The sequence below is a fragment of the Methanococcus maripaludis C5 genome (assembly GCF_000016125.1).
Classification (GTDB): Archaea; AGJL01; Methanococci; order Methanococcales; family Methanococcaceae; genus Methanococcus; species Methanococcus maripaludis_D.
In genome coordinates, this window is record NC_009135.1 from 1,447,270 (window position 1) to 1,471,910 (window position 24,641).

Annotated in this window: 27 protein-coding genes; 13 read left to right on the forward strand and 14 right to left on the reverse strand. The window is 34.7% G+C overall.

The features are described 5' to 3' along the window. Genes MMARC5_RS07635 through MMARC5_RS07645 form a run of 3 tightly spaced genes read right to left on the reverse strand, consistent with a single transcriptional unit; the run spans position 1 to position 2,753 of the window. Positions 1-744 (reverse strand): ABC transporter permease, encoded by a 744-nt coding sequence (locus tag MMARC5_RS07635; RefSeq protein WP_011869250.1) that lies wholly within the window; start codon positions 742-744, stop codon positions 1-3. A 3-nt stretch (positions 745-747) separates the two neighbouring features. After that, a complete protein-coding gene (cofF, locus tag MMARC5_RS07640; protein ID WP_011869251.1) occupies positions 748-1,605 on the reverse strand; it encodes a coenzyme gamma-F420-2:alpha-L-glutamate ligase in 858 nt (285 codons plus the stop codon). A 20-nt stretch (positions 1,606-1,625) separates the two neighbouring features. Beyond that, positions 1,626-2,753, reverse strand: a complete 1,128-nt coding sequence (locus MMARC5_RS07645) for a site-2 protease family protein (RefSeq protein WP_011869252.1) — start codon at positions 2,751-2,753, stop codon at positions 1,626-1,628. Between the two features lie 112 nt (positions 2,754-2,865). Between MMARC5_RS07645 and MMARC5_RS07650 the strand changes: the two genes are divergently transcribed. From MMARC5_RS07650 to cfbA, 5 genes are read left to right on the forward strand one after another with little or no spacing between them, the layout of a single operon-like run. Further along, a complete protein-coding gene (locus MMARC5_RS07650) occupies positions 2,866-3,324 on the forward strand; it encodes a PadR family transcriptional regulator (RefSeq protein ID WP_011869253.1) in 459 nt (152 codons plus the stop codon). Between the two features lies 1 nt (position 3,325). Then, positions 3,326-4,297 carry a daunorubicin resistance protein DrrA family ABC transporter ATP-binding protein gene (locus MMARC5_RS07655; protein WP_011869254.1) on the forward strand — a complete coding sequence of 324 codons (972 nt, stop codon included), beginning with the start codon at positions 3,326-3,328 and terminating at the stop codon, positions 4,295-4,297. After that, positions 4,298-5,680, forward strand: a complete 1,383-nt coding sequence (locus MMARC5_RS07660; protein WP_011869255.1) for an MATE family efflux transporter — start codon at positions 4,298-4,300, stop codon at positions 5,678-5,680. It abuts the gene before it with no gap. A 9-nt stretch (positions 5,681-5,689) separates the two neighbouring features. Next, positions 5,690-6,451, forward strand: coding sequence for an ABC transporter permease (locus MMARC5_RS07665; protein ID WP_011869256.1), 762 nt, complete (start codon positions 5,690-5,692; stop codon positions 6,449-6,451). Positions 6,452-6,511: 60 nt separating this feature from the next. After that, positions 6,512-6,982 (forward strand): sirohydrochlorin nickelochelatase, encoded by a 471-nt coding sequence (gene cfbA / locus MMARC5_RS07670; protein WP_081430841.1) that lies wholly within the window; start codon positions 6,512-6,514, stop codon positions 6,980-6,982. Positions 6,983-7,028: 46 nt separating this feature from the next. Here cfbA and MMARC5_RS07675 read toward each other — a convergent pair whose 3' ends face one another. Beyond that, positions 7,029-8,066 (reverse strand): TRC40/GET3/ArsA family transport-energizing ATPase, encoded by a 1,038-nt coding sequence (locus tag MMARC5_RS07675; RefSeq protein WP_011869258.1) that lies wholly within the window; start codon positions 8,064-8,066, stop codon positions 7,029-7,031. A gap of 60 nt (positions 8,067-8,126) precedes the next feature. Then, positions 8,127-8,771 (reverse strand): DUF116 domain-containing protein, encoded by a 645-nt coding sequence (locus tag MMARC5_RS07680; RefSeq protein ID WP_011869259.1) that lies wholly within the window; start codon positions 8,769-8,771, stop codon positions 8,127-8,129. Positions 8,772-8,789: 18 nt separating this feature from the next. On the opposite strand from MMARC5_RS07680, the gene comB reads away from it, so the two are divergent. Together comB and MMARC5_RS07690 are read left to right on the forward strand one after the other, a co-directional pair. After that, positions 8,790-9,539, forward strand: a complete 750-nt coding sequence (gene comB, locus MMARC5_RS07685; protein ID WP_011869260.1) for a 2-phosphosulfolactate phosphatase — start codon at positions 8,790-8,792, stop codon at positions 9,537-9,539. Between the two features lie 140 nt (positions 9,540-9,679). Then, on the forward strand, positions 9,680-10,981 hold the full coding sequence (locus MMARC5_RS07690; RefSeq protein WP_011869261.1) for a phenylacetate--CoA ligase family protein: 1,302 nt from the start codon (positions 9,680-9,682) through the stop codon (positions 10,979-10,981). 45 nt (positions 10,982-11,026) lie between these two features. On the opposite strand, the gene MMARC5_RS07695 is transcribed toward MMARC5_RS07690, so the two are convergent. The 5 genes from MMARC5_RS07695 to yhbY form a co-directional block, all read right to left on the reverse strand. Then, complete coding sequence (locus tag MMARC5_RS07695; RefSeq protein ID WP_011170103.1) at positions 11,027-11,182, reverse strand: 50S ribosomal protein L39e; 156 nt, start codon at positions 11,180-11,182, stop codon at positions 11,027-11,029. A gap of 16 nt (positions 11,183-11,198) precedes the next feature. Next, on the reverse strand, positions 11,199-11,786 hold the full coding sequence (locus tag MMARC5_RS07700; RefSeq protein WP_011869262.1) for a DUF7411 family protein: 588 nt from the start codon (positions 11,784-11,786) through the stop codon (positions 11,199-11,201). Positions 11,787-11,795: 9 nt separating this feature from the next. Then, on the reverse strand, positions 11,796-12,152 hold the full coding sequence (locus MMARC5_RS07705; protein ID WP_011869263.1) for a DNA-binding protein: 357 nt from the start codon (positions 12,150-12,152) through the stop codon (positions 11,796-11,798). Positions 12,153-12,176: 24 nt separating this feature from the next. Next, positions 12,177-12,602 (reverse strand): 30S ribosomal protein S19e, encoded by a 426-nt coding sequence (locus MMARC5_RS07710; protein ID WP_011869264.1) that lies wholly within the window; start codon positions 12,600-12,602, stop codon positions 12,177-12,179. 240 nt (positions 12,603-12,842) lie between these two features. Continuing rightward, positions 12,843-13,226, reverse strand: coding sequence for a ribosome assembly RNA-binding protein YhbY (gene yhbY, locus MMARC5_RS07715; protein ID WP_011869265.1), 384 nt, complete (start codon positions 13,224-13,226; stop codon positions 12,843-12,845). A gap of 236 nt (positions 13,227-13,462) precedes the next feature. Here yhbY and mmp3 point away from each other — a divergent pair, with 236 nt between their 5' ends. From mmp3 to MMARC5_RS09775, 3 genes are read left to right on the forward strand one after another with little or no spacing between them, the layout of a single operon-like run. Further along, the gene (mmp3, locus tag MMARC5_RS07720) at positions 13,463-14,968 is read left to right on the forward strand and encodes a methyl-coenzyme M reductase-associated protein Mmp3 (protein ID WP_011869266.1); all 1,506 of its coding nucleotides are present in this window, start codon (positions 13,463-13,465) and stop codon (positions 14,966-14,968) included. A gap of 50 nt (positions 14,969-15,018) precedes the next feature. Then, a complete protein-coding gene (locus MMARC5_RS07725; RefSeq protein ID WP_011869267.1) occupies positions 15,019-16,179 on the forward strand; it encodes a homocitrate synthase family protein in 1,161 nt (386 codons plus the stop codon). A 26-nt stretch (positions 16,180-16,205) separates the two neighbouring features. After that, complete coding sequence (locus MMARC5_RS09775; RefSeq protein ID WP_196793253.1) at positions 16,206-16,358, forward strand: hypothetical protein; 153 nt, start codon at positions 16,206-16,208, stop codon at positions 16,356-16,358. Positions 16,359-16,601: 243 nt separating this feature from the next. Here the strand turns inward: MMARC5_RS09775 and MMARC5_RS07730 are convergent, their stop codons facing one another. From MMARC5_RS07730 to MMARC5_RS07740, 3 genes are all read right to left on the reverse strand, one after another. Beyond that, on the reverse strand, positions 16,602-17,942 hold the full coding sequence (locus MMARC5_RS07730) for an SLC13 family permease (protein WP_011869268.1): 1,341 nt from the start codon (positions 17,940-17,942) through the stop codon (positions 16,602-16,604). 380 nt (positions 17,943-18,322) lie between these two features. Continuing rightward, positions 18,323-18,466: a 50S ribosomal protein L40e gene (locus MMARC5_RS07735; RefSeq protein ID WP_011170095.1), complete on the reverse strand. Its 144-nt coding sequence runs from the start codon at positions 18,464-18,466 to the stop codon at positions 18,323-18,325. Positions 18,467-18,470: 4 nt separating this feature from the next. Next, entirely contained in the window at positions 18,471-18,986 is a 516-nt protein-coding gene (locus tag MMARC5_RS07740; RefSeq protein ID WP_011869269.1) for a DUF367 family protein, read from the reverse strand. A gap of 69 nt (positions 18,987-19,055) precedes the next feature. Here MMARC5_RS07740 and MMARC5_RS07745 point away from each other — a divergent pair, with 69 nt between their 5' ends. After that, positions 19,056-20,108 (forward strand): DNA methyltransferase, encoded by a 1,053-nt coding sequence (locus MMARC5_RS07745; RefSeq protein WP_011869270.1) that lies wholly within the window; start codon positions 19,056-19,058, stop codon positions 20,106-20,108. Between the two features lie 23 nt (positions 20,109-20,131). Here the strand turns inward: MMARC5_RS07745 and acs are convergent, their stop codons facing one another. Next, the gene (gene acs, locus MMARC5_RS07750; protein ID WP_011869271.1) at positions 20,132-22,042 is read right to left on the reverse strand and encodes an acetate--CoA ligase; all 1,911 of its coding nucleotides are present in this window, start codon (positions 22,040-22,042) and stop codon (positions 20,132-20,134) included. Positions 22,043-22,339: 297 nt separating this feature from the next. On the opposite strand from acs, the gene nifH reads away from it, so the two are divergent. Both nifH and MMARC5_RS07760 read left to right on the forward strand, forming a co-directional pair. Beyond that, positions 22,340-23,218 (forward strand): nitrogenase iron protein, encoded by an 879-nt coding sequence (nifH, locus tag MMARC5_RS07755; RefSeq protein ID WP_048058523.1) that lies wholly within the window; start codon positions 22,340-22,342, stop codon positions 23,216-23,218. Positions 23,219-23,233: 15 nt separating this feature from the next. Beyond that, entirely contained in the window at positions 23,234-24,640 is a 1,407-nt protein-coding gene (locus MMARC5_RS07760; protein ID WP_011869273.1) for an FAD-dependent oxidoreductase, read from the forward strand. The last annotated feature ends 1 nt before the right edge of the window (position 24,641 follow it).

The window sequence follows — 24,641 nt, forward strand, 5'->3', positions numbered from 1 at the left end:
TTATGAAATTTGATGAATAAAGTCGTTATAAAGTAAATAACATGCAATCGTGACAGAAAATATATTGGAAGACATTATCATCCACATTATAGTTATCTGAACCTTTGCAGCTTCTAATGGATCGACACCTGCAAAAAGCATTCCAACCATTGCACCAGGAATGAATATAAGACCTACTGCTTTTGTAGAGTTTAAATGGGGGGTTAATGCGGCCCGAACTGCTTTTTTGACAAAATCGTGTACAGATTGTTTTTCTGTTGCCCCAAGTGCAAGATAGCCCCAAAGTACGTCTTTTTCAGACTTTAAATCACTTAAAAATCTTTCGAGCCCTATTGACATTGCGTTTGTAGAATTTCCAATAACCATACCCATTAATGGGATTAAATAGCGTACTTCAAACAAAATCGTCTTTGAAACTGTTAAAATAATCAAAGCAATAATTGTTATTGTAAAAGTCGATAAAAATGCTGCTGCAACAATTTTTCTGTTCTTTTCCTTTGTTACGTTTCTTTTAACCATGAACGCTGAAACTGATATCATAAAGAGAATCATAATTCCTGCATAATAAATTCCAAGATTAAATATGATCCCAATTACATATCCTAAAATAACGAGCTGGACAAGGGCCATAATTTCTGCAATAAATATTTCTTTTCCGATACCAAGCTTTTCCTTAAATATCAGCACTAAAGAAAGTATAACAAATGAAAAAGAAATTAAAAGAGATTCAAACACTTTTATCATCTTTTAGCTTTTTTTGTATTTTATAAGGCACTCTGCAATCCTTTTATCGACATCAATCCCAAGGGAACGGAATCCCTTTGTACCTGGTGCAGTATTTACTTCAACAATATAGTACTCTCCATCTTTTGGTAGGATGTCGATTCCCATAATATATCCATTCATGCACTCAGAACACTTTAAAGCAATTTCTTCAAGTTCGGAGGATACGTTTAAAGCCTCGATTTGACCGCCCGAATATAAGTTGGTTATGAAGTTATCACTAACTCTTCGATATCCGCCAACAACTTCGCCATCAATTACGAGTATTCTCATATCCTTATATGTGTCTCCTTCTTTAAAATCCACATACTCCTGAATCAGTTTGTTTTCCCAGATTGCATTTCTTGAAAGTTTCTTTAATTCCGCATCCGAATTTACCCGATTCACTTTCGTTCCGCATTTTGAAAATGAATTTTTTAATATTACAGGATATTCCATGTTAGTCGTGCTTAAAAAGTGTTTTCCATCCTCAAAATCACGAACCAGTGCTGTTTTTGGAGTTTTTAGCCCGCATTTACTAATTATCTTCGCTGCTTTAAATTTATCTGATGAATTGTAAATTGTTTCGAGTGGATTTATGAAATAGTGCCCTTCTGATTCCAGATTTTTTAGAACCTGCCATGAAAAAAGGGTCAGCCTATCTAAATAATCCCCTATACCGCACCTTGAATGTATCAAATCTGTTTCAACATTAAATTCAGTATCTATCAATAAATTATCGCTAGAAAGCAATAAAATATCACATTTTTCTCCCAAATCTTCAATGGCTTTTTTTAAGGAGTTTACTGTGGATCCTCCCTCTACACAAGCAATCGTTATCATTATTCACCCAAAATTAACGTTTAAAGGAATGAGTATATCATTGAAGCTAGTATCACCAGCCATACAAATATACTTATCGAGTTTAAATTTCTTTCACTGATTATCCATCCAACCAGATTTGCAAGTTTTGAAACTAACCTGTTATTCTTTTTAAAGTCCCTTATCGCATCAGGCAACGCCATCCATATGTGATATCCATCAAGAGGGGCTGCTGGAAGTAAATTGAAAAATCCTAAGAGCATATTTAATAAAGACGTCCAGTAAAGAGTTTGTAAGATATATAATACTGTTTTTGAAGGTTCTGAAACGATTCCCATTTTTCCTTCTTCAGATGTCGTTATATAATACGAATTTACCTCGTTATTTCTTAAAACGACTAATTCAACACTTTGTTCAGGTTGTATGTCACTTACTGCATCGTAAAAATCATTTAAAGAGTTAACAGTTTTTCCGTTTATTGAATAAATTACATCGCCTTCAAAAATTATTCCATAGGCAGGATTGTCTTCTAAAACTTCAGTTATCGTTAATTTTGAATTCATTCCTGTAAAATAAGGCATTGCAAAAAGTACGAGGAAAAATACAAGTACATTTGAAATTGGGCCTGCTGCTGCAATTGCACCCCGGATTTTTGGTTTTGAATCTTTGAATTCATCCCCAAGTTCCACAAATGCGCCCATAGGAATTCCTAAAGCCATTAAAAGTCCAGAACTTTTTATTTTCTGCCCAAATGATGCTGCGACAATCCCGTGTGAGAGTTCGTGAATTGTAACTCCAATGATAATTGCCATAATTCCTGGAATCCACGGAATCGTGTTTCCAAATAAAAATATAATCGGTTTAGCGGCTTCTTTTTCAACGGTTCCGCCAAAAAGCCCGACAGTGGAGAGAATAAATGCGTAAAATGTGTAAATACTTATTGCAACACATACTGGAATTGAAATATATGCAAGTTTCTGCCATATCTTGTATTTTCCAAGTTTTTTTATCGTATTCATTCCAAGTTGCGTCCTTAAAATGCCAAAAATTCCCATGTATGTTTTTAAATCCAAATTAATCCTTAATTTATCTTTATTAAGGTTTATCAGGTACAAAACTGTCCAAAATATTAAAAAAACCAACAGTATTGCTGTTGACGTAAGTTCCATTTTTTCTTCACCGTTTGTAATTATCAACGTTATAATTAGAACTGTTTCGACAGTACTTAACTTTTTATATCATATTTTTTATAATATATCTTAAGATATATTCTGTGATACAATGAAGCATACCCGAAAAATAAAAGAACTTACAAAAATTTTAATACTAAAGTTTCTCGAAGAAGAACCTCTTCACGGATATCTTTTGATTTCAAAAATTGGGGAAATTACGGGAATTTCCGTTAGTCCAAGTATGGTTTATCCAATACTATCAAATCTAAAAACTAATGGTTTGATTGAAGTTGAAAAAACAGAAGACCGTGGAAAAAAAATCTACAAATTAACTGAAACCGGCCATTCCTTTTTGGATGAAAATCGTGAAAAAGTAGATTACTGCATGAAAAAATCTGAAGCACTCTATTATTTCCATAACGGTGGTGGAAGTGAACTTAAAAAAGCTGTCCATTTGGCATTTGAAGAATTTATGAATATAGATGATGAAAAAAGAAAAAAAATTGGGGAAATAATGCAAAAATGTGCGAAAGATATCCGTTATTTGATTGAATACGGAGATGAATAACATGTATGCAATCGAAGTAAAAAACTTGGTAAAAAAATTTGACAAAAATGTTGCAGTCAATAATGTATCATTTAATGTTAAAAAAGGGGAAATTTTCGCATTTTTAGGCCCGAATGGCGCTGGAAAAAGCACTACAATAAATATGCTAACAACACTACTTAAAGCAACATCGGGCAGTGCAATAATTTCAGGATTTGACGCGTCTAAAGACCCTAAAAAAGTTAGAAAAACCATAGGAATTGTTTTTCAGGATTCTACCCTCGACAATCAATTAACAGCTTATGAAAATCTTTACATTCATGGAAAAATATATGGATACAAAGGAGAAGCATTAAAAACTAGAATTGATGAATTATTGGAGTTTGTGGAACTTTTGGAAGTTAAAGACACTGTTGTAAAAAATTTCAGTGGTGGAATGGTTAGACGACTTGAAATTGCAAGATCACTAATTCACGAACCCGAAGTTTTATTTTTAGATGAACCAACAATCGGACTAGACCCGCAAACGAGGTCGCACATCTGGGAGTATATCCAAAATATGAGAAAAAGAAACAACATGACTATATTTTTAACTACCCACTACATGGATGAAGCAGAGCTTTTGGCAGATAAAGTTGCGATAATCGATAACGGAAAAATTATTGCCGAAGGAACCGTAAACGAGCTTAAAAAAATCGTTGGACATGATTGTGTTTCTATAAAATTTGAAGAACTTCCAAAAAACCTGGATTCGGAAAAGTGCGAACTAAAAGAAGATGGAAGAGTACACTACTACACTGAAAATGCAGATTCTGAAATTCCAAAAATATTCGAATTCGCACAAAAAAATGGCTTAAAAATTCAAGAAATAAGCTATAAAAAGCCAAATTTAAACGATGTCTTTATAAAATTGACTGGAAGGGAAATAAGGGCTGAACGGGAAAATTCAAAAATAAGTATGCGTCCTCTGATGATGGGAAGGAGAGGATTTTAAATGAAAACCACCAAAGGTGTTCAAAATCTACTTGGAGACCCGAAAAAAGCCATTGTAAAAGTTTCAGTACCAATGATCATTGCAATGTCTTTTCAATCATTATACAACATAATCGATGCGATATGGGTTGCAGGACTTGGTTCAGATGCCCTTGCGGCAATTGGGTTATTCTTTCCATTCTCTTTCGCACTAATTGCTCTTTCGAATGGTGTAGGAATTGGGGGGAGTTCTGCAATTTCAAGACGAATTGGGCAGAAAAATAAAAGCGCAGCAGATAACATTGCAGTTCATTCTGTTGTACTTGGGATAATCATTGGAATTTTATTAATCGGAGCTATTCCATTTTTGGGGAACATTTTTTCAGTTATCGGAGCATCGGGAACCACTGTTACAATGGCAGTTGAATATTCTACAATTTTATTCGGAGGTGCTGTTATTCTCCTGTTTACAAATATTGCAAATGCAATTTTGAGAGGAGAGGGGGACACTAAAAGAGCGATGTATGCGATAATTCTTGGATCGGTTTTGAATATTGTGCTTGACCCGATTTTTATATATGTATTGAATATGGGCATAGCAGGTGCCGCATGGGCCACATTAATTTCTATGTTAATTACTAGCCTTTTATTCGTATACTGGCTTTTCATAAAAAAAGATACGTTTGTAAATATTCATTTTAAAGATTTTAAGATGAATTTGAACATAATAAAAGAAATATTCTCAATAGGAATTCCTGCTTCTGTTTCACAGCTTACAATGGCCACTTCAATGTTTTTATTGACTGCGATTGTGGCAAAGGCTGGCGGAAATAATGGAATTGCAGTTTTCTCAACAGGCTGGAGGATCGTGTCCATGGGAATCATTCCTATGGTGGGATTTGCAACAGGAGTTACTGCAGTAACTGGGGCGGCATACGGCTCTGCAAACCCTGAAAAATTGGAAATTTCTTATAAATACGCCATAAAAATGGGAATTCTCATTGAATTAGTAGTTGCAGTGTTGATTTTATTATTTGAAAATCAGATTGCGTATTTATTTACCTACTCAGAAAGTTCAGTGCATATTTTGGGCGATTTACTGGTATTTTTAAAATACATGTTTGTATTCTACCCAACAATGCCGCTTGCAGTGCTTACTTCTGCAATGTTTCAGGGCGTTTCGAGAGGGAAAAATTCATTGTTTATATCATTCCTAAGAACGATAATCCTGCAAGTTCCAATGGCATACCTCTTTGGGGTAACATTTAACCAGGGATTAACAGGAGTCTGGTTTGGAATGATTGTGGGACACGTTATTGCAGTATCTATTGCATATTTACTTGGATTATACACAATAAAACAGTTAAAAACAACATTAACACCAGAAACGGTAAAATTTAGGTAAGTGATTAATATGGACGCGTTTTCAGCTATGCTTTACAGACAACTTAGAAGATTTACCCGCGCAAGATCTAGAGTAATTGGCTCCTTACTAAACCCGTTAGTTTGGCTGGTTTTCTTTGGAATTGGATGGAGCAGGGCCTTTGATTTCCCTGCAGCAATAGAAATATTTGGTGGAGTTGACTACCTGACCTATTTAATTCCCGGAGTCGTTTCAATGACAGTATTTAGCGGAAGTTTCATCAGCGGTGTTACGGTTATATGGGATAAACAGTTTGGATTTTTAAAAGAAACCCTTGTTGCTCCAACTTCGAGAAGCGAAGCAATTTTGGGTAGAATTATGGGGGACGCCCTTACAGCACTCGTTCAAGGTCTTTTGATAATGGTATTGAGCCTTTCTTTGGTATCATTAAATCCATATGGAATGATTCCAGTAGTTTTTACGAGTTTTGTTCTGGCCATAGCGTTTGCGAGTGTCGGAATGACGTTAGGATTAAAAATAAACAGTCAGGAAGGTTTTCATTTGATATTTGGACTTTTGATGCAGCCATTAATATTTTTGAGCGGTGCATTTTATCCAATAGATGCAATGCCGACTTGGATGAAATTTTTAGCACATATAAATCCATTAACCTATGCTGTTGATTCTGCAAGATATTTCTTGGCAGGGTTTTCGAGATTTCCAATTATGCTTGATGTTTCGATTTTAGTAATTCTCAGCATTTCTCTCGTAATTTTGGCCATGTATACGTTTGAAAGGGCAGTTATCGAATAATTTCGATTTAAAACGTAAGCTATATATGGCTGTAATGTAAAATAATCCTAAATATTAAAAATGAATTCAAAAATATTACAGGTGCATATTATGGAAGCATTGGTTTTGGTAGGCCACGGTAGCAGACTCCCCCACTCAAAAAACGTTGTTATGGAAGTTGCTGAAAAAATAAAAGCTAGAGGAATTTACGACATTGTAGAAGTTGGTATGATGGAATTCAACGAACCTACAATCCCTGAAGCAATAAAAAAGGTAATTGATGCAGGCGCTAAAAAAGTAACTGTAACTCCCGTATTTTTAGCTCCAGGAAACCATACTGAAAGAGATATCCCAAAAATACTCGGAATTTACGAAGGAGATGATGAAGGGGGACATCACCATCATCACGACCACGATTGCGAACACCATCACCATCATCACGACACGACAGCTGTTGAAATTCCAGAAGGTGTTGAATTAGTGTACAGAAAACCGATGGGTGCAGATGATAGAATTATAGATATAGTCCTCGATAGAGCTAACGGACTTTAATTTAATCTTTTAATTTTAAAAAAAATAAAAAAAGTATTTTATTTAATTAAGCTACAATTACTTCTTTTTCTTCTTCGGATTTAGCTTCTCCGTAGAGTTTGTGTGCAATATCTTTCAAAACGTCGAGTCCTTTTGCTTCAGTTCTCAATAATTCAAGGTTTGCAATAACTTTGTCGCCGAATTTTTCGTTTACAAGTTCAAGTCTTTTTTCCTGTAAGCTTCTTCTTGCTCTACAGAAGTCACACTCTACGTCTTCAGGGATAATCTGGTTAACTACAACTGAATCTACAGGTATTTTAAACTTGTTCAAAGCTTGCATTGCTCTTTCACTTTCTAAAATACTCATTTCTTCAGGAATTACAACAAGTCTGAATGCTGTTCTTTCAGGGTTTGCCAAAATTCCTCTTGCTTTTGTAATTCTTGCTTTCATTTCGTCCATTTCGTCTAATGCCTTGTCATAATCGACATCTTCGCCTTTACCGCCGAATGGCATGACTTTATTCATCATCTTCATGAAACCGCTCATCTGTTTTTTGAGCTTGATCATTTTTGTCATATATTTGTCCATGATTTCTGGAAGTCCTAAGAATCTTAAAGTGTGTCCTGTTGGTGCTGTATCGAATACAACTACATCGAATTCATCACTGTCCATGTATTTTAAAAATACATCGAATGCTGCGCTTTCATCGGTTCCAGGGGATAATGAAGCCATTTCTAATTGATCTTCGAGCATTCCACCCATCATTGGGTTTTCGTCCATTTGTGATTTTAATTTTTCTTTGTATTCTGACATTGCAGCTTCTGGATCGATTTCTACAACGTATAAGTTTTCCATGCCATTTACTTTGGTTGGTTCGTGACCAAATGACTGTTCAAAGCTGTCTCTTAATGAGTGAGCAGGGTCTGTTGAAACTACAACTGTTTTCATGCCTTGTTCTGCACAGTAAATACCTGTAGCGGCACTCATTGTAGTTTTTCCAACTCCACCTTTTCCACCAAACATGATGTACTTGGTTCCGTTTTCTTTTTCGAGTTTTTTAGTAGTAATTCCTTTCAATGATTCCTTTAATTTAGATAATACCAAAATATCACCTTATTGATAATCTAAGATACTTAGTAGTTACACGTTTTTATAGGTTTTTAATTAACATGGTTCATTTTTTAGTCGACTAATTAATTCTTCAACATCCACGAGTGTTGAAATACATCCATCCTTCATTAAAAGCTGTCCTTGAATAGGTATATTCTTTCTTGAAAGTGAGTTCATTCCGTGAAACATGTCGTTATGGCACGCTACTGCGAAAACTCCGTCTGGCCGTTTCTCTTTTAAAACTCTCTTTAAAAAAGTAGAACCGGGAACCACATAAGTTTTGTATCCATTTTCTTCAGCAACATTTATTATTTTACCAATTGGACATTTTCCGCAGAATATACACTCTACCCCATCGGGTCCGAGTTTTCCGGGGCATTTTAAGTCCCTCAAACAGTGCGGAAGGATTAAAACTTTATTTTTTGCTTTTTTAAATTCTTCGCAGTAGTACTTATTGTAAAAGTCACTCGCAACGTTGTAAAATGTATCTTCCGTTCCGATCAGTAGAAACATTCTTAATAGAATGGAATAAAAGTTATTTGTAATATATAGTGATAGTTTAGGAAACAAGATTTTATTCTTCTTTAAAAGATAATATCCAAGAACAATTGCAGTTAACAATAAAAGAATTGCTAAAACAATTAATATTGATGAAATTATCCCTAAATACTCAAAAATCCATATACTACTAAGATCCATATTATCACGGTGAACTAAATGAAAATTTCAATTTCTTTTGATTTTTTTGGTAGCGATGAAAACCCAAAAACAGTTGATTTTAGTGATTACTGCGTTATCATAATCGATGTTTTAAGGGCATCTACCACCATTTGTACACTACTTGAGTTATGTGACAAGATATATATAACAGACAGTCTCGAAAAAGCTGAAAAAATAGAAAATTCTATTAAAATCGGAGAAAGAAACGCCCAAAAAATTGAAGGATTCGATTTTGGAAATTCTCCTGTTGAATTAATTGTGAATAAAAATTTAATAAAAGAGCATGCAAATAATGGCGGAAATATAGTATTGACCACAACAAATGGAACGCGAGTTCTTGAAAATATCTCTTCAGAACATATTTTAATCGGTTCAATTACAAACGCGGAGGAAGTTGCAAAAAAAGCTTACAGTATTGCAAAAAAAAATAAAAAAGGAATAATGCTCGTTCCGTGCCACAGGAAAGGAAATTTTGCAATCGAAGATTTTATAGGGGCAGGAATTATTGCGAATTATCTTTTTAAAGAGTACGATGAAAAAATTCCTGATGAAAAATTCGAAGAATTAATTTCTGCGAGAGTTTTGACTAAATCTGACTGGGTAAGAAAAATATTTGAATCAAACTCAGGAGCAAATCTAAAAAAATTGGGTTATTTTGAAGATTTAATATTCTGTACCTCAAAAAACAGCCAAAAATCCGTTGGAATTTTCGATAAAAAATCGGGAATCATTTCTCAGTTAATTTAGAAAATAATAAATAATTAAACTTGAGTTTTTATATTAATAATTCATATATTTGAAGGATTATTTGTAAAATTAATTGTTTAATTTCGTTAGAATTTGATAATTTAAGATTAAATCGGATAAAAAAGAGTGAGGAGAGCAAATTGATCTGGTCCAAAGAAGAAACACTGGATAGAAATGAAATTAAAAAAATACAGCTTGAAAGATTAAAAGAATCTGTAAAAAAAGCTTATGAAAATGTTCCTCTCTACAAGGAAAAATTTGATAGCGTAGGGTTAAAACCGGAAGATATAACCACGTTAGATGACCTTAAAAAAATTCCTTTCACAGTAAAAGACGATTTTAGGGCAAATTATCCGTTTGGAATGTTTGCAGTTCCGAAAAAAGAAGTTGTAAGAATTCATGCGTCTTCTGGAACCACAGGAAAACCTACCGTTGTAGGGTACACAAAAAAAGACCTCAAAACATGGGCAGAATTAATTTCTAGAGTTGTAACTGCTGCAGGAGTAACTGATGAGGATACGGCTCAAGTTGCATTTGGCTACGGACTTTTTACTGGGGGATTTGGGTTACACTATGGTCTTGAAAATGTTGGGGCATCGGTAATTCCAATGTCAAGCGGAAACACGGAAAAACAGATTATGCTCATGAAGGATTTTGAAACAACTGTTTTAATCTGTACTCCATCATATGCTCTTTATATTTCAGAAGTTGCACAAAAAATGGGAATTGATCCTAAAAAAGACTTGAAATTAAAAATAGGTCTTTTCGGAGGAGAAGCATGCTCAGAATCTGCAAGAACAGAAATTGAATCAAAATGGGGCATACTCGCAACCCAAAACTACGGTATGAGTGAATTAATGGGCCCAGGAGTTTCTGGAGAGTGTGAATACCAGTGCGGAATGCATATTTCAGAAGACCACTTCATCGCAGAAATAATCGACCCAAAAACTGGCGAAGTACTCCCTGAAGGAGAAATTGGAGAACTTGTAATTACAACACTTACAAAAGAAGCTCTTCCGGTTTTAAGATACAGAACAAAAGACATGACCAGTCTCACTTACGAAAAATGTGAATGTGGAAGAACTACTGCAAGAATGCTAAAAATAAGGGGAAGAAGCGACGACATGTTAATCATTCGTGGAGTAAATGTATTCCCAACACAGATCGAAAGTGTTTTAGAAGGAATCGAAGAAATCGGACCGCACTATGAAATAATCGTTACTAAAAACGGACACCTTGACCAGATGACTATCAATATTGAACTTGCAGATGGAAAATTCCTCGAAAAATTCAGCTGCCTTGAACAGATCAGCAAAAAAGTAGATCATAAATTAAAAACTGTGCTTGGATTAAGCTCTAAAATAAATATAGTCCAACCTAGAACTCTCGAAAGGTTTGAAGGTAAAGCAAAACGTGTAAAAGACTTAAGAAACTTCGATTAAATTCCATTATTTTTTAAATTTGATGAAAAAAAGAAGATATTTTAATTATTTTTTAAGGTTTTTTCTTCTCCAGTGTCTCATTTTTGGGTGCTGTTTAACGCTTCCTTTTGTTCTTGCAATAGCAAACATAGGAACTCTTCTGTTCTGTTTTAAAGCTTTTGCAAGTCTAATTTTTTTACCCAAAGGTTTGTTGCCTGCCATCTTTTCACCTCTGAACTTATCGTTTTAAACCAATAACTCTTGATTGAATGTGTTTTGGGAAGTATTCGAGCGGATCGATTCCTCTTTGCCTTATTAACTCCCTTATTTCGGTTTCATAGTCTGATTTCAAAAGTTCTTCACTTTCTTTTTCAGAAATTATGAAATAATTGTTAACTAGATTTCTTAAAGTTTTGTGACCAAATCCCATTAAAGGAGTCACGTACTGAATATTTTTCCTCATTTCGAGGCTCTGGAGTTCAGAGTGATCAAGTCTTGGGACGCGATCGTCTCTTCTAGTACCGTCTGCAATCACATCGTATTTCTCGGAAATTATTTCGAGAACTTGCTTGTGTACAAACTGAATCCCGTTTCCAGGATATCCATCCTTTAAAATCATGTCAACAGATTTTTCGATTAATTCCTTATCTATTAACTCGACTTTATGGGAATAGCCAATTATTTTGGCAGTTTCTTCTGCATGAAGGTATGAATCCAAAACTCCGAAATTAACGGTTACTAATTGAATCTCATAGCCCAGATTATGCAAAATTATGGCAGAAAGTGAACTATCTTTTCCACCACTGAATAAAACGTGAGCTTTCATATGAATCAATTATTTTCTCATTATCGTGATTTCTTTCTTTGCAGGTCTGTTCATCTCGTATATTCTATCGAGAAGGCCTTTAAAATACTCGTCAGTGAGCGGAACTGGAAGTTTTCCTGCCTGCGCGAGTTGTATTAACTGCATTTCGACATGTTCTGCAAACTGAGGTTTTGCAAGTTTTATTCTTGCTAATCTCGATCTTGCATCTTCAGAAAGAATCTGTCTGAGAATTTTTTGTTTTTGCATTTCGTACTGCATTTGCTGCTCTTGCGCCTGTCTCTGAGCTTCAGGGTCTTCTGCCCCTTGCTCTTGAGCTTTTGCTTGCATTTCCTGCAGTCTTCTTTGCCTTATTTCTTCTGGGTTCATCAAACCCCCTCGAATAAAATTAAATTATTGTGCTACTGAATCAGCTACTTCTTTTGCAGTGTTGTCTACTAAAGATTGGCCTTTTGGTGCAATAATTCTTCCACCAGTTTCAGCTTTAGCGAGTAATTCTTTAGCCTCTAAAGCTTGGAAAGCTGTTCTGATAATGTTTCCACTACCTTTAACGAATTTTTCAGGAGCGCATCCTCGGTTCTTCCTTCCACCGTAAACGCTTCTTAATCTTTCAACACCAACAGGGCCGTTGATGTATACTTTTCTTAATATTGCAGCACATCTTACGTACCACCAGTCTCCGTTGTCAGGTCTTCTCTCTTTGTGAGCTCCTGTTTTAACGAAGTTTGTCCATTCAGGCTCTTCTACGCCCATTTCTTTCAATTTTTCAGCTAATTTTGCGATTAAATCGTTTGCTGGTACATCGTAAACGGTTACCATGTAAACACCTCTAATAATAACGTTCAGTTCATCCTTTTGTAACTCATATTCGGATAATCTGGACAATTAACGGATTCATTAAAAACAATATTTAAAAATCCTTAAGACCGAGCAATCTTATTATAATAATCGTATCCCATATATATTACTTTCCCCGATTTTCAGCAATATAAATAAGGGTAAAAAAAGAGTAAAAAATGAAAAAAAGGTTAAAATATCATCCTTTATTAAAATAACACTTTATCTCCTAAGGAGTGCTTTTTTGGACCGCATTTCTTCAAATTCTTCAACATACTTTTCTTTCTTTGTTTTCTTTGTTGAATACTTTTTCCAGCCTTCTTTTGGCTTGAAAATAGTAATAACATTTCCAACTACACTAATAACTTCTGCACCAGTTTCTTTAGCGATTTTTTCAGCCATTTCGGTTTTATCGCCACTTTCAAGTGCACTTTTTCTTACTTTAATTTTTATGAGGCTTTTGTCTTTTATCTGCCTTTTAATTTCTTCTATGGTTTTGTCGACCCCTTCCTTTCCAACCCAAACTACGGGTTCGATTTCGTGTGATTGGGACCTTAATATCTTCTTAGCCTTGGATGATATTTTTATTTCAGTATTTTCGGTCATATTCTCTCTCCTTGATATGTATGCGCATAATTTGATACTATGAGTTAACTTTTCCATTAAAACAGTGAAATCATTAAAATAATCAATAATTAATCTGTCCGCTAAGTTATTTAAAATATCATATATATAATGTACAGTTAGCAACATACTATTGTTATTTAAGTATAAATATATTTTTGGAAAATTTTATAACCATATTTGAAATTTTATTTAAGAAGCCAAAAGGGGCTGGTTATATGAACGTATTAGTAAACAATAATCCAAAATCCGGAAAAACCTTAAAGGACGTAATTAAGGACGAATACTATATTCCGGGATCAAACATCGTGATTATAAAGGGAACTTCCACTGTAGTTAAGGAAGAAACAAAAAAATACCTGATAAAAACTACCAAAGGCTCATTCGTAGTTGGGATAACTGAAGAAAATGAAACAGTTGATTTCTGGAATAAAAACTACAAATCATTTGAAGATAAATCTCTGATATGGAAAAGTATTTCTGACGTATCTTTTGGATCTATCGAGATACCACTTCCAGTAAGCAGCGCAAAACAGAATTTTAAAAAGTGGGACGTTGTTTTAAGTGTTTCTGGACTTGATATTAGTGAAGGAAATTTGATATTCGTTCAAAGAGACGTATTTGAATTATACGGGCTTGAAACTCCAAAAATAGGCATATTAATTGGTGGAAAGCGAGTTTTAAAAACACTGACTGCTGATGATAAAATAATATCGATAGAACAGATGCGAGAATCGAAAGAAAATATCGATTACGAAATAACTACCGATTTAGATACAGAACTTCAAGATAATTGGAAAATATACACTTACTGTAAAGCAGAATTCGATGGCCCATCAAAAAGTACAGAACATGCCCTTGCGATACTGGAAAACGGAACTTTAGAAATTTCAGAAAACACGAACACGTACGTTGCAGATTGTAGACTTCAGACCCTTTTGATAGATGAAGAAAACCCCGAAGAAAGAGATAGGGGAGCAATTACTGTTAGAAATATCGGAAACGGTGTTGGAAAAGTATATATCTATCAAGAAAGCCGTGTATCGTCCCTATCCCATACAGTAGTTGGAAAAGTTACAGACGGAATCGAAATTGTTGATTTTTCAAATTCGGGAAATATCACTGTAAAAACGAGCCCTGAAAGATTAAATGTAATTGGAAAAACACAACAAGATGCGAAACTTTTGTTTGAAAAACAGGGCATTGCATTAAAAATGGAAGGAAATACAAATGAAGATGCTATAATCGTTGAACAATCCCCAGAATATACGATGGACATATTAAAATCAAAAAAAGTAACTACAAAGGGAATTGAGCCTGAAAAATTATTATACGTTGAAATATATGATGAAGACGCCCCAACTACCGCGTGGTACTTTAGAAAAACTACCGGGCTTACTACAAAAAGAATCGGTACATTAAAAATTTACTTCAGACACGATAACATTTCAATGTTTGAAAGGAATTGGGACTATTCAAAAGGATTATTACCTGAAAATACGCCTAAAAAATCTGTTGATTCTGGAATAATTGCAGTTACAAATATGGCTAAACGATACAAAGGATATATGGGTGTCAGGATAGGTTCAAACGATAAATACGGGCCAACAGGCGAAACTTTTGAAGGTACAAATATCGTTGGAAAAGTGGTTAAAAACTCGGAAATTTTAAAAAGCGTTAAACAGGGCGAAAACATATACATACTTGAAGTTAATAAAAACTAGTAAATTTATGTGGAAGTTTATTTCTTTATTATTCAACAGGAGGAATAAGTATGGATTGGAAAGCTGTATCTCCGTACAACCCTAAATTAAATTTGAAAGACTGTTATTTGTATGATACGACATTGAGAGATGGTGAACAGACTCCCGGAGTTTGTTTTACACATGATCAAAAACTTGAGATCGCCAAAAAACTGGATGAACTTAAAATTAAACAGATCGAAGCGGGTTTTCCAATTGTTTCTGAAAACGAGAGAAAAGCCATCAAATCAATTACTGGCGAAGGATTAAATGCACAAATTTTGGCGTTATCAAGAGTTTTAAAAGAGGATATTGATAAAGCCATTGAATGTGATGTTGATGGAATAATTACATTCATTGCAGCTTCACCAATGCATTTGAAATACAAATTGCACAAAAGCCTCGATGAAGTCGAAGAAATGGGTATGAAAGCCGTTGAATACGCAAAAGATCACGGACTTTTCGTAGCATTCTCTGCAGAAGATGCGACAAGAACTCCTGTTGAAGACCTCATCAGAATCCACAAAAATGCAGAAGAACACGGTGCCAATAGGGTGCATATTGCAGATACCCTCGGGTGTGCAACACCACAGGCAATGTATCATATCTGCTCTGAATTAAGCAGTAACTTGAAAAAAGCACATATCGGGGTACACTGTCACAACGACTTTGGGTTCGCAGTTATAAACTCGATATACGGATTAATTGGTGGAGCAAAAGCGGTATCTACAACAGTTAACGGAATAGGCGAAAGAGCAGGAAATGCTGCAATTGAAGAAATTGTAATGGCATTGAAAGTACTTTACGACCACGATATGGGATTAAATACTGAAATACTAACTGAAATATCGAAACTCGTTGAAAACTATTCAAAAATTAGGATTCCCGAAAATAAACCTCTTGTTGGGGAAATGGCATTTTACCATGAAAGCGGAATACATGTTGATGCGGTTTTAGAGAATCCTTTAACGTATGAACCGTTTTTACCTGAAAAAATAGGTCAAAAAAGAAAAATTATACTTGGAAAACATTCCGGATGCAGAGCAGTTGCACACAGACTGCAAGAACTTGGGCTTGAAGCTTCAAGAGAAGAACTTTGGGAAATTGTGAAAAAAACTAAAGAAACCAGAGAAGAAGGTACTGAAATAAGCGACGAAGTGTTTAAAAACATTGTCGATAAGATTATAAAATAACTTTAAAACTTTTTTAAGGTGGGAACTTGTTTGGCTGGATAATAACTGCAATTATTGCCGCAATTATCGTATTTTTGATCTTGAAGTTTATATTCAAAATGGTGTTTACAACAATAAAATTAGTATTACTTTTTGCAGCGATAATTCTGCTCGTTTACGCACTTAGCATATTAATTTAACTTTTATATTGACTTTTTTAAAAAATTTTAAAAATAGAAATTTTTCCCGATTAGTTGGAGTGGTGACTAAAAGAGATAGATAGACTAACATCATGTTTGTACGCATATGGCTAGTGATGGTCAAATGGTTGCAACCATACTATTACTTCACACTTATACTATATAATTATTACGAATTAAAAAAAAATCATACTGAAAATTATATTTATTAAAATTAGTATTACTAAAAAAATAAAAAAAGAGTTAGAAAGGCCAGATCAGTGGAATAAATACAATTGCAATTATTGCACAGATTATTTCAAGCGGCCATCCTGATTTTGCGTAATCCTTAAATGAATAACCTCCAGGACCAAGTATAATCATATTTGGAGGTGTTGCAATTGGAGTTAAGAAACATGATGATGCTGCAACTGCGATTGCCATCAATATTGGTTTTGCACTAACGTCAAATGCGTCTGCAAGGGCAATTCCAAGAGGCATTACCAAGGCCGCTGTTGCAGTGTTTGACATTACTTCCGTAATTAATGCAGTCAGTATGTATGCTGCGGCTAAAAGTGCCAGCGGACTGTGAACATACGTAATAACCGTATTTGCAATCATTGTAGCAGCACCTGTTGCCGCCATTGCAGTACCAAGTGGAAGCATTCCTGCGAACAAAAATATTGTTGTCCACGAAATACTATTAAATGCTTCCTGCATCGTGATACATCCTGTCGTTACAACTATACATGCGCCCAACATGAATGCAGTTACGAGCGGAATCGTTCCAGTTGCTGTCATCAAAACAACAAATGTAAAGACAAGCGTTGCGATCCACATCTTGTTAGTTCGGTATTTTAAAGTATCCGAAACAAAATCTTTTGCTTTTGCTTTTGATTCGGGCAGTAATTTGTGCCCGATTGCACCGTAGTATAATATTCCTGCAATGAATATTAAAATTCCTATTTTTGCAAACTCGAAGAATCCAAAGGGAGCAATCCCTGATTTTTCGAGTGCATCGTTTACAAGCCCGTTTGGCGGAGTTCCAATCAAAGTCATGGTTCCACCAAGGGATGCAGCATATGCCATAGGAATTAACAATTTTCCAGGTTTTAAACTTGCGGAAACGCAGATTCCCATTACAATCGGTATAAATGCTGCTGTTGTTCCCGTGTTTGATAAAAATGCAGACATTGTACCTATTGCAAGCATTACCAGAAGCATTAATTTTAACTGGCTTTTTCCTGCTGCTTTTACGGTCATTTGCCCGATTTTATCTGCAAAACCTGTTCTAAATACCGCTTCACCAAGGATAAATGCTGCCATGAACAATACTACCCATTTATTTCCAAAATCTGAGAAAGCCTGCGTACTCGACAGTATATTTATCCCTGGAAAGCTTAAAGCTACAGGAACGAGCATTGCAGTAACAGGTAACGGAAGCGCTTCTGTGAAAAATAACACAGCCGCAGTTCCTAAAATTATAAGTGTCATTATCGCTTTTTGGCTGTTTATTCCGTCAGCAGATTCTTCATCTACATACGTGATCTTTGTAAAGCCAATTAAAAATACGGCGAGCACGAGTAAAATTAGTGCTTTTTTCATAAAATCACCTCGTTATATAAATTTCGATAAATTCACCTCGTCGAATCGACTTTAGGAAATCTTTTGAGAAAATCGTATAAAATTAGAATGCATATAAAACTAGGCTTATCAGTTTTTGAATAACTACTAACTTGTTTGATTGGTAGTTTTTAAAGAACTTCGGGGAATTTTCCCGAGTTAAAAGTTAGTCTCCGACATATTGCCTGAATAGATATCTCTTCGATTCTGTCAGGAACTTTTATTCCTATATTCTGTGTAATATTTATTACTATTCATTTGAATCGGAAAAAAATAGTTCTACAAATCTTGAAAATAATTCGTTAAAAAAGCTATTTTGTAAAATAAAATATAAATTTAGACCAAAAAAGAAAAGTAATGGATTATGCCCTAGCTTCTTTAGCTTTAGGTCTTAAATTTGTGTATCCACATTTTCTACATTTTGTAGCTTTCCATGAGTTTCTTGAATTACATTTCATGCAGATCTTTTTCATGAAAACTCTTTTGATTGCTTCTTCGAATGCCATTATCTCACCTGTTTCGTATGTTATTTAAAATTTCGTTCTGAATCCTAATGATTTCATCAGATGTTTTTCCACAATACTGTTCAAGTAATTCTTTATTAACATCTATAAAAGTGTTTCCCCATTTGAAACCATTCAATAAAGAGATGGCCTCATTTTTATAGTTTGCTATATAGAGGGTAGCCACTATTGCTTCCAAAGTAGTTAGTTTACAGGGTTTTCCGTAATTTACAGGATTTCCTGCAATTAAAAACGGTAAAATCCTCTGATTCTTGGCGTTTGTTTTTTTAAATACAACTTCAGCCTGTTTCCACGAACAGTCCAATCCCAAAATTCCATATTTTTCGATAATTTCCCTATCTTCAACGGAAACTGTCTTTTCCGAATATGGATTTAGTAAAAGTGAATTCCTCGGAACTTTGTTTGGATTTGTAATTATCTTTGCGTACCCGAGTTTTCCCATTTTTAGTGCAGTACACCTTTTTGGGTCGCACTGTTTTTCATGGTATATGAAAAGTTTCATTAGAATCACTAAGATATATATGAATATAACACCTATGATGTTTTGAAATTTAAACCTACTGGTGATACGTTGAATTTAAGAAACACAAAAGCAGGTTTTTTGTTGAGTGCTGAACACGAAAAACTTCCACTGGCAGAATTAAACGCTTTGATCGATATTTTTAATCTTGAAGGAAATTTAAACTGCTTTAAAAATTACTTAATATTGGACAGTTCAATTTCAAAAGATATCATAAAAAAAATGGTTAGTAGGGGGGGATACACAAACGAAGGACACTTATTATTCTCAGAAACTCCGATAATTAACCAGAATGTAGATGAAACACTTAATAATTTTTTCAAAACTTCCGAAAGTCTTGATTTTCCAATTGAAAAAAGTGAAACTTTTGCAGTTCGTGTTTTGAAATTAGAAAAAGAAAGCCCGTTTAATTCAATGGAAATCGAAAGAAAACTCGGCGGAATTATAAAGAAAAAAACTTCTGCAGAGGTAAACTTGAAAAATCCCGTAAAAACATTTAGGGTTGTTATTTCAGATAATACAATATATACGGGACTTGTTCTTGAAAAAAGAGATATTGAATATTTCCAAAACAACCGGCCCCACCTAAGAGCATATTTCCATCCTGGATGCATCATGCCAAAACTTGCAAGGTGCCTTGTAAACCTATCGAGAGTTAAAGAAAGAGAGATTGTTTTAGATCCATTCTGCGGAACCGGGGGATTCTTAATTGAAGCTGGATTTTTAGGATGTAAATTAATTGGTAGTGACATTGACGAACAGATGGTAAAAGGTGCAATTTTAAACTTAAAAACGTATGATTTATCAAAACAAGTCATTTCAATTAAACAAAACGATGCTAAAAACGTTTCAAAATATTTAGAAGAATTGGGAATTGAAAAAATAGATGGGATTGTAACTGATCCCCCATATGGTATTTCTACATTGAAAAAAGGAGATATGTTAGAAATATTTAAAAAAATTGTTGATGTTTTAAAAAATAACGATTATTTAGTATTTGCGGCCCCAAACAAAATGGAACTTGATTTAAAGTTAGTAGAATTCTACGAAATGAGAGTTCATAAAAGTCTTACACGATATATTCATGTTTATAAAAAAGATTAAGTTTTAAAAAGGAAAAAAGTTATTTAATCATACTTGAAATCTTCAAGCTCTTTTTTAACATCTTCTAGACTCGTATTATCTTCCAATGTAGTAACATCGCCTATTTCTTCGCCTATTATGAGTTTTTTCAAGATTCTTCTCATTATCTTTCCACTTCTTGTTTTTGGAAGCTTATTTACGAAGAATATCATTGCAGGAGTTCCAATTGGGCCAACAGTATCCCTGATATGCCGGATAAGTGTAGCCTTTACTTCATTTGATGGAAGTTCACGGTATCTTTCGTTTAATATAACAAATGCAACAGGAACTTCTCCTTTTACATCGTCAGGTTTTCCAACTACTGCAGACTCTGCAACCATCTTATTTGACACAAGCTCGTGTTCGAGTTCCGCTGTTCCTATCCTGTGTCCTGAAACATTCAATACTTCGTCAGATCGTCCCAATACCCAGATGTATCCATCCTGATCCTTTATTGCATAGTCAGATGTTGAAAAGTTGTTTTTAAATCTATCCCAGTATGCTGCACGGTATCTTTCATCGTTATTCCACAGCCCTGCAAGCATTCCTGGCCATGGCCTTTTTATAATAAGGTTTCCTTTTATATTTGCTTCTACGGGATTTCCTTCGTTGTCCACAACGTCAACGTCAATTCCGATTCCTGGAAACGTTGCAGAACCTGGTTTTAATGGAACTGACTGGATTCCGATTGCAGGATAAATCATGTGTCCTCCGGTTTCTGTTTGCCAGTAGCAGTCACAAATTGGGCATTTTTCTTTCCCAATTACTTTATAGTACCATTTCCAAGCTCTTGGATTTATCGGTTCCCCTACACTTCCTAAAAGCCTCAATGTTGATAAATCGTGGGTATTTACCCATTTTTCACCGTACATCATGAGCATTCTTATCGCGGTTGGTGCGGTGTAAAGTAAGGTAACTCCGTGATTTTCCACAATCCCCCATAACCTGTCGGGTTCAGGGTAGTCTATCGCACCTTCATAGAGTACTATCGTAGCACCAAGTGATAATGGGCCATACACTACGTAAGTGTGACCCGTAATCCATCCAATGTCCGCAGTACACCAAAATACATCCATTTCATTTAATCCCCATGTCCAATCCATGGTTTTTGTAGCGTAAGTTAAATATCCCCCTGTTGAGTGAACCACTCCTTTTGGACTTCCGGTTGTACCACTCGTGTAAAGAATAAATAGGGGGTGATCTGATTCTACAGGAACAGGTTCCACGTAGCTTTTAGCACCGCCCATTAATTCATCCCAGAAGTATTCTTTTCCAGAAACTAAATTAAATTCTTCGATTCCCCTTTTTACATAAACTACGTGTTTTATTGAATTACAATTTAATAGTGCTTTATCCAATATTTTTTTAAGTTCAATCTCTTTTCCACGTCGGTACAACAGGTTTGTAGTCACCAATATTTTTGATTTTGAATCGTTTATCCGGTCAGCAAGCGCATCTGATGAAAATCCAGAAAATACAACGTTATGGATTACCCCGATTCTCGAACATGCAAGCATTGCAATAATTGCCTCGGTCATCATTGGCATGTATATTGTGACTACATCCCCTTTTTCAACACCCAAATTCTCAAGAACATTTGCAAATTTATTTATTTCTCGGTATAATTCATAATATGTTAAAATTCCACAACTTCCATCCTCTTTTTCACAGATTATGGCCGCCTTATTTCTCCTGTTTCCTTTTATGTGTCTATCAACACAATTATAGCTTGCATTTAAACTGCCGCTTTTGAACCATTTTGCGTAAGGTGGATTCCACTCCAGTACGTTATCCCATGTTTTATCCCATTCTAAACATTTTGCTTGCTCCCCCCAGAATTTTTCAGGATCTTCCAAAGCTTTCTGCTGCATTTCCGAATATTTTTCAAGCAGTATATATTTATCTCCCGTTTTCATTATTATCCCCCAAATTTATTTATCATTATTAATCATTATAGATACGACAAACTATATATAAATTTCGAAGGAAATGTATATAATTTAGTTAAATGCCGAATAATTTTAAATAAAATAGTGATTGTTTTTTACTAACAATTTTTAAAACAAAATTAGATTAAATAATTCAAATATTCTGAGTAGGATTTTTCAATCAATAATCCCATAATAAATTATATTAGTTATTTAGATTATATGTACTATATTGTTTTAATTAAATTGCGAGAATCCCCCATATTTAGGTTAATCGGTGATATTTTGAAACAGATTGCGTTCTACGGAAAAGGTGGCATCGGAAAGTCGACTACGGTTTGTAATTTAGCAGCGGCATTATCAAAACGTGGCAAAAAAGTTATCGTTGTAGGATGCGACCCGAAACACGATTGCACCTCCAATTTAAGAAGTGGTGAAGACATACCCACTGTTTTAGATGTTTTGAGAGAAAAAGGAATTGATAAACTCGGAATTGAAACCATAATTCGCGAGAAATTACTTGAAAAAGAAGATATAATTTACGAAGGATTTAATGGAATTTACTGCGTTGAAGCAGGAGGTCCAAAACCAGGATACGGCTGCGCTGGAAGGGGTGTGATTGTTGTAATTGACCTTTTGAAAAAAATGAAAGTTTTTGAAGAACTCGGTGTTGATGTAGTTCTTTACGATGTTTTAGGAGATGTTGTGTGCGGAGGATTTGCAATGCCACTTAGAATTGGCCTTGCTGACCAGATATACGTTGTAACTTCTTCAGATTACATGGCACTTTACGCGGCAAACAACATCTGCAGTGGAATAAGCCAGTTTGTAAAACGTGGAGGAAGTACACTTGGAGGAATAATATACAATGTCAGGGGCTCTATGGATGCATTTGATATTGTAAGTGAATTTGCAAACCAGTTAAATGCAAACATTATTGGAAAAGTTCCAAATTCCCCAATAATTAACGAAGCCGAAATCGATGGGCAAACTGCAATAGAATATGCTCCAGAAGAAAAAATAAGTGAAATATATATGGAACTTGCAGAAAAAATATATGAAAATAATACTGGAACGACACCTAACCCCCTAGAAAACGCTCAAATAATGCAGATTGGAAAAATGATTAAAGAAAGAATAAAAAAGCAGAAAATTGTCGAATAAAAGATGCGTGAAACCATGGATGTAATTGTAGTAGGCGGTGGAACTTCGGGACTTCTTTCAGCACTTGCACTTGAAAAAGAAGGGCACAACGTAACAGTATTTGAAAAAGAAGATGTAGTAGGCGGTTTGTGTAGAAGTGAAAAAATTGATGGATATACTGTTGATATAGGGGTCCATGCAATTACCATGCTTGATAACGGACCGTTGATCAGACTTTTAAATAAATACTCTAGATACATTCCAAATTTCAGAAATTACGGGGATTACTACATAAGAACTGATAAATTGCATAGAATACCTGTTTCGATGCATGAATGGATGACTACACCCGTAATTCCAAATAAAGATAAAGTTTTGATCACATCTAAAATTATGGACTTAATGACAATGGGTTTTACAAAAGATGCCTCAGTACATGACTTTGTAAAAGAAATGGGCCTTAGTGAAACTTCGATAGACTTTTTCAACACCATTGCTTACTTTTTAAGTGGGGAAGACCTTGAAAACACCCCACTCTGGAGATTTTTTACAGGTGCAGGATATATTCCTGAAGATGATATTTTACCATTCATCTACAAGGATATGAAGATAAATCCGCTGAAATCAACACTCGTAAAGAAATTTGGAACTGAACGGATCATTAATATTTTAAATGCAGGATTTATAAGCTCCATAAAGAACGGATCAAAAAAATACATCAATAAATTCATGACTGAGCACAGATATTCGACGCAAGGCTATCCTGTTGGAGGAGTTCAGTCTATCTGTAATTGTATAACTTATTCACTCGTAAATACCCGAATAAAAAACGAAGAAGTTAAAAAAATAACAAAAAACGGTAAAAAATACACTGTAAAAACTTCTGAAGGAGAATACACATCAGACATTATTGTTTATTCTGCGCCCGCAATTACATTACCAAAAGTGGCGAAAATAACTAAAATTCAGAAAAATAAGGAAAAATTAAACAATATCAAATTTACAAAATCAACTACGATCTGGATAGGGGATGAAAAAAATTATTTCCCATATCTGGGTTCAGAAATATGGATAGAAAATCCTTGTTGGGCATCTACCGTTTCAAACTACGATGAAAGCCTTGCTCCAAAAGGAAAACACCTGATGGGCTTTTCTTTTGTAAATTCGACAAAAGAAAATGCCTTACAAACTATTGAAAATAAATTAAATTTAAATACTGACAAAGTCGATATGCTCTATGTTCAAGAAACGATTCCGGAGCAGGCTTCTTGCTCGATCGGACAGTTCTTCGTGTACCCTAAAATTGATGATAGTTTCTTTGTTGTTGGAACAGATTCTGATCCAAGAAGTATGGGTATAACAAGAGCCGCATATTCTGTTGAAGTCATGTTATCAGAATTTAAAAGTATTTACGATACTCAAAACGAAACGGCTAAAAAATAAA

What these genes read in the sequence shown, in the direction of transcription:
- MMARC5_RS07700 (WP_011869262.1), bottom strand. Translation starts at nt 11,786, where the DNA reads ATGAAAGCTCACGTTTTATTCAGTGGTGGAAAAGATAGTTCACTTTCT.
- acs (WP_011869271.1), bottom strand. Translation starts at nt 22,042, where the DNA reads ATGAAAACGGGAGATAAATATATACTGCTTGAAAAATATTCGGAAATG.
- MMARC5_RS07710 (WP_011869264.1), bottom strand. Translation starts at nt 12,602, where the DNA reads ATGGTAACCGTTTACGATGTACCAGCAAACGATTTAATCGCAAAATTA.
- MMARC5_RS07730 (WP_011869268.1), bottom strand. Translation starts at nt 17,942, where the DNA reads ATGAAAAAAGCACTAATTTTACTCGTGCTCGCCGTATTTTTAATTGGC.
- MMARC5_RS07650 (WP_011869253.1), top strand. Translation starts at nt 2,866, where the DNA reads ATGAAGCATACCCGAAAAATAAAAGAACTTACAAAAATTTTAATACTA.
- MMARC5_RS07740 (WP_011869269.1), bottom strand. Translation starts at nt 18,986, where the DNA reads ATGAAACTTTTCATATACCATGAAAAACAGTGCGACCCAAAAAGGTGT.
- MMARC5_RS07705 (WP_011869263.1), bottom strand. Translation starts at nt 12,152, where the DNA reads ATGAACCCAGAAGAAATAAGGCAAAGAAGACTGCAGGAAATGCAAGCA.
- cofF (WP_011869251.1), bottom strand. Translation starts at nt 1,605, where the DNA reads ATGATAACGATTGCTTGTGTAGAGGGAGGATCCACAGTAAACTCCTTA.
- yhbY (WP_011869265.1), bottom strand. Translation starts at nt 13,226, where the DNA reads ATGACCGAAAATACTGAAATAAAAATATCATCCAAGGCTAAGAAGATA.
- MMARC5_RS07665 (WP_011869256.1), top strand. Translation starts at nt 5,690, where the DNA reads ATGGACGCGTTTTCAGCTATGCTTTACAGACAACTTAGAAGATTTACC.
- MMARC5_RS07680 (WP_011869259.1), bottom strand. Translation starts at nt 8,771, where the DNA reads ATGGATCTTAGTAGTATATGGATTTTTGAGTATTTAGGGATAATTTCA.
- MMARC5_RS07760 (WP_011869273.1), top strand. Translation starts at nt 23,234, where the DNA reads ATGGATGTAATTGTAGTAGGCGGTGGAACTTCGGGACTTCTTTCAGCA.
- MMARC5_RS07645 (WP_011869252.1), bottom strand. Translation starts at nt 2,753, where the DNA reads ATGGAACTTACGTCAACAGCAATACTGTTGGTTTTTTTAATATTTTGG.
- mmp3 (WP_011869266.1), top strand. Translation starts at nt 13,463, where the DNA reads ATGAACGTATTAGTAAACAATAATCCAAAATCCGGAAAAACCTTAAAG.
- MMARC5_RS07735 (WP_011170095.1), bottom strand. Translation starts at nt 18,466, where the DNA reads ATGGCATTCGAAGAAGCAATCAAAAGAGTTTTCATGAAAAAGATCTGC.
- MMARC5_RS07635 (WP_011869250.1), bottom strand. Translation starts at nt 744, where the DNA reads ATGATAAAAGTGTTTGAATCTCTTTTAATTTCTTTTTCATTTGTTATA.
- cfbA (WP_081430841.1), top strand. Translation starts at nt 6,512, where the DNA reads ATGAATTCAAAAATATTACAGGTGCATATTATGGAAGCATTGGTTTTG.
- MMARC5_RS07660 (WP_011869255.1), top strand. Translation starts at nt 4,298, where the DNA reads ATGAAAACCACCAAAGGTGTTCAAAATCTACTTGGAGACCCGAAAAAA.
- MMARC5_RS07655 (WP_011869254.1), top strand. Translation starts at nt 3,326, where the DNA reads ATGTATGCAATCGAAGTAAAAAACTTGGTAAAAAAATTTGACAAAAAT.
- comB (WP_011869260.1), top strand. Translation starts at nt 8,790, where the DNA reads ATGAAAATTTCAATTTCTTTTGATTTTTTTGGTAGCGATGAAAACCCA.
- MMARC5_RS07725 (WP_011869267.1), top strand. Translation starts at nt 15,019, where the DNA reads ATGGATTGGAAAGCTGTATCTCCGTACAACCCTAAATTAAATTTGAAA.
- MMARC5_RS07695 (WP_011170103.1), bottom strand. Translation starts at nt 11,182, where the DNA reads ATGGCAGGCAACAAACCTTTGGGTAAAAAAATTAGACTTGCAAAAGCT.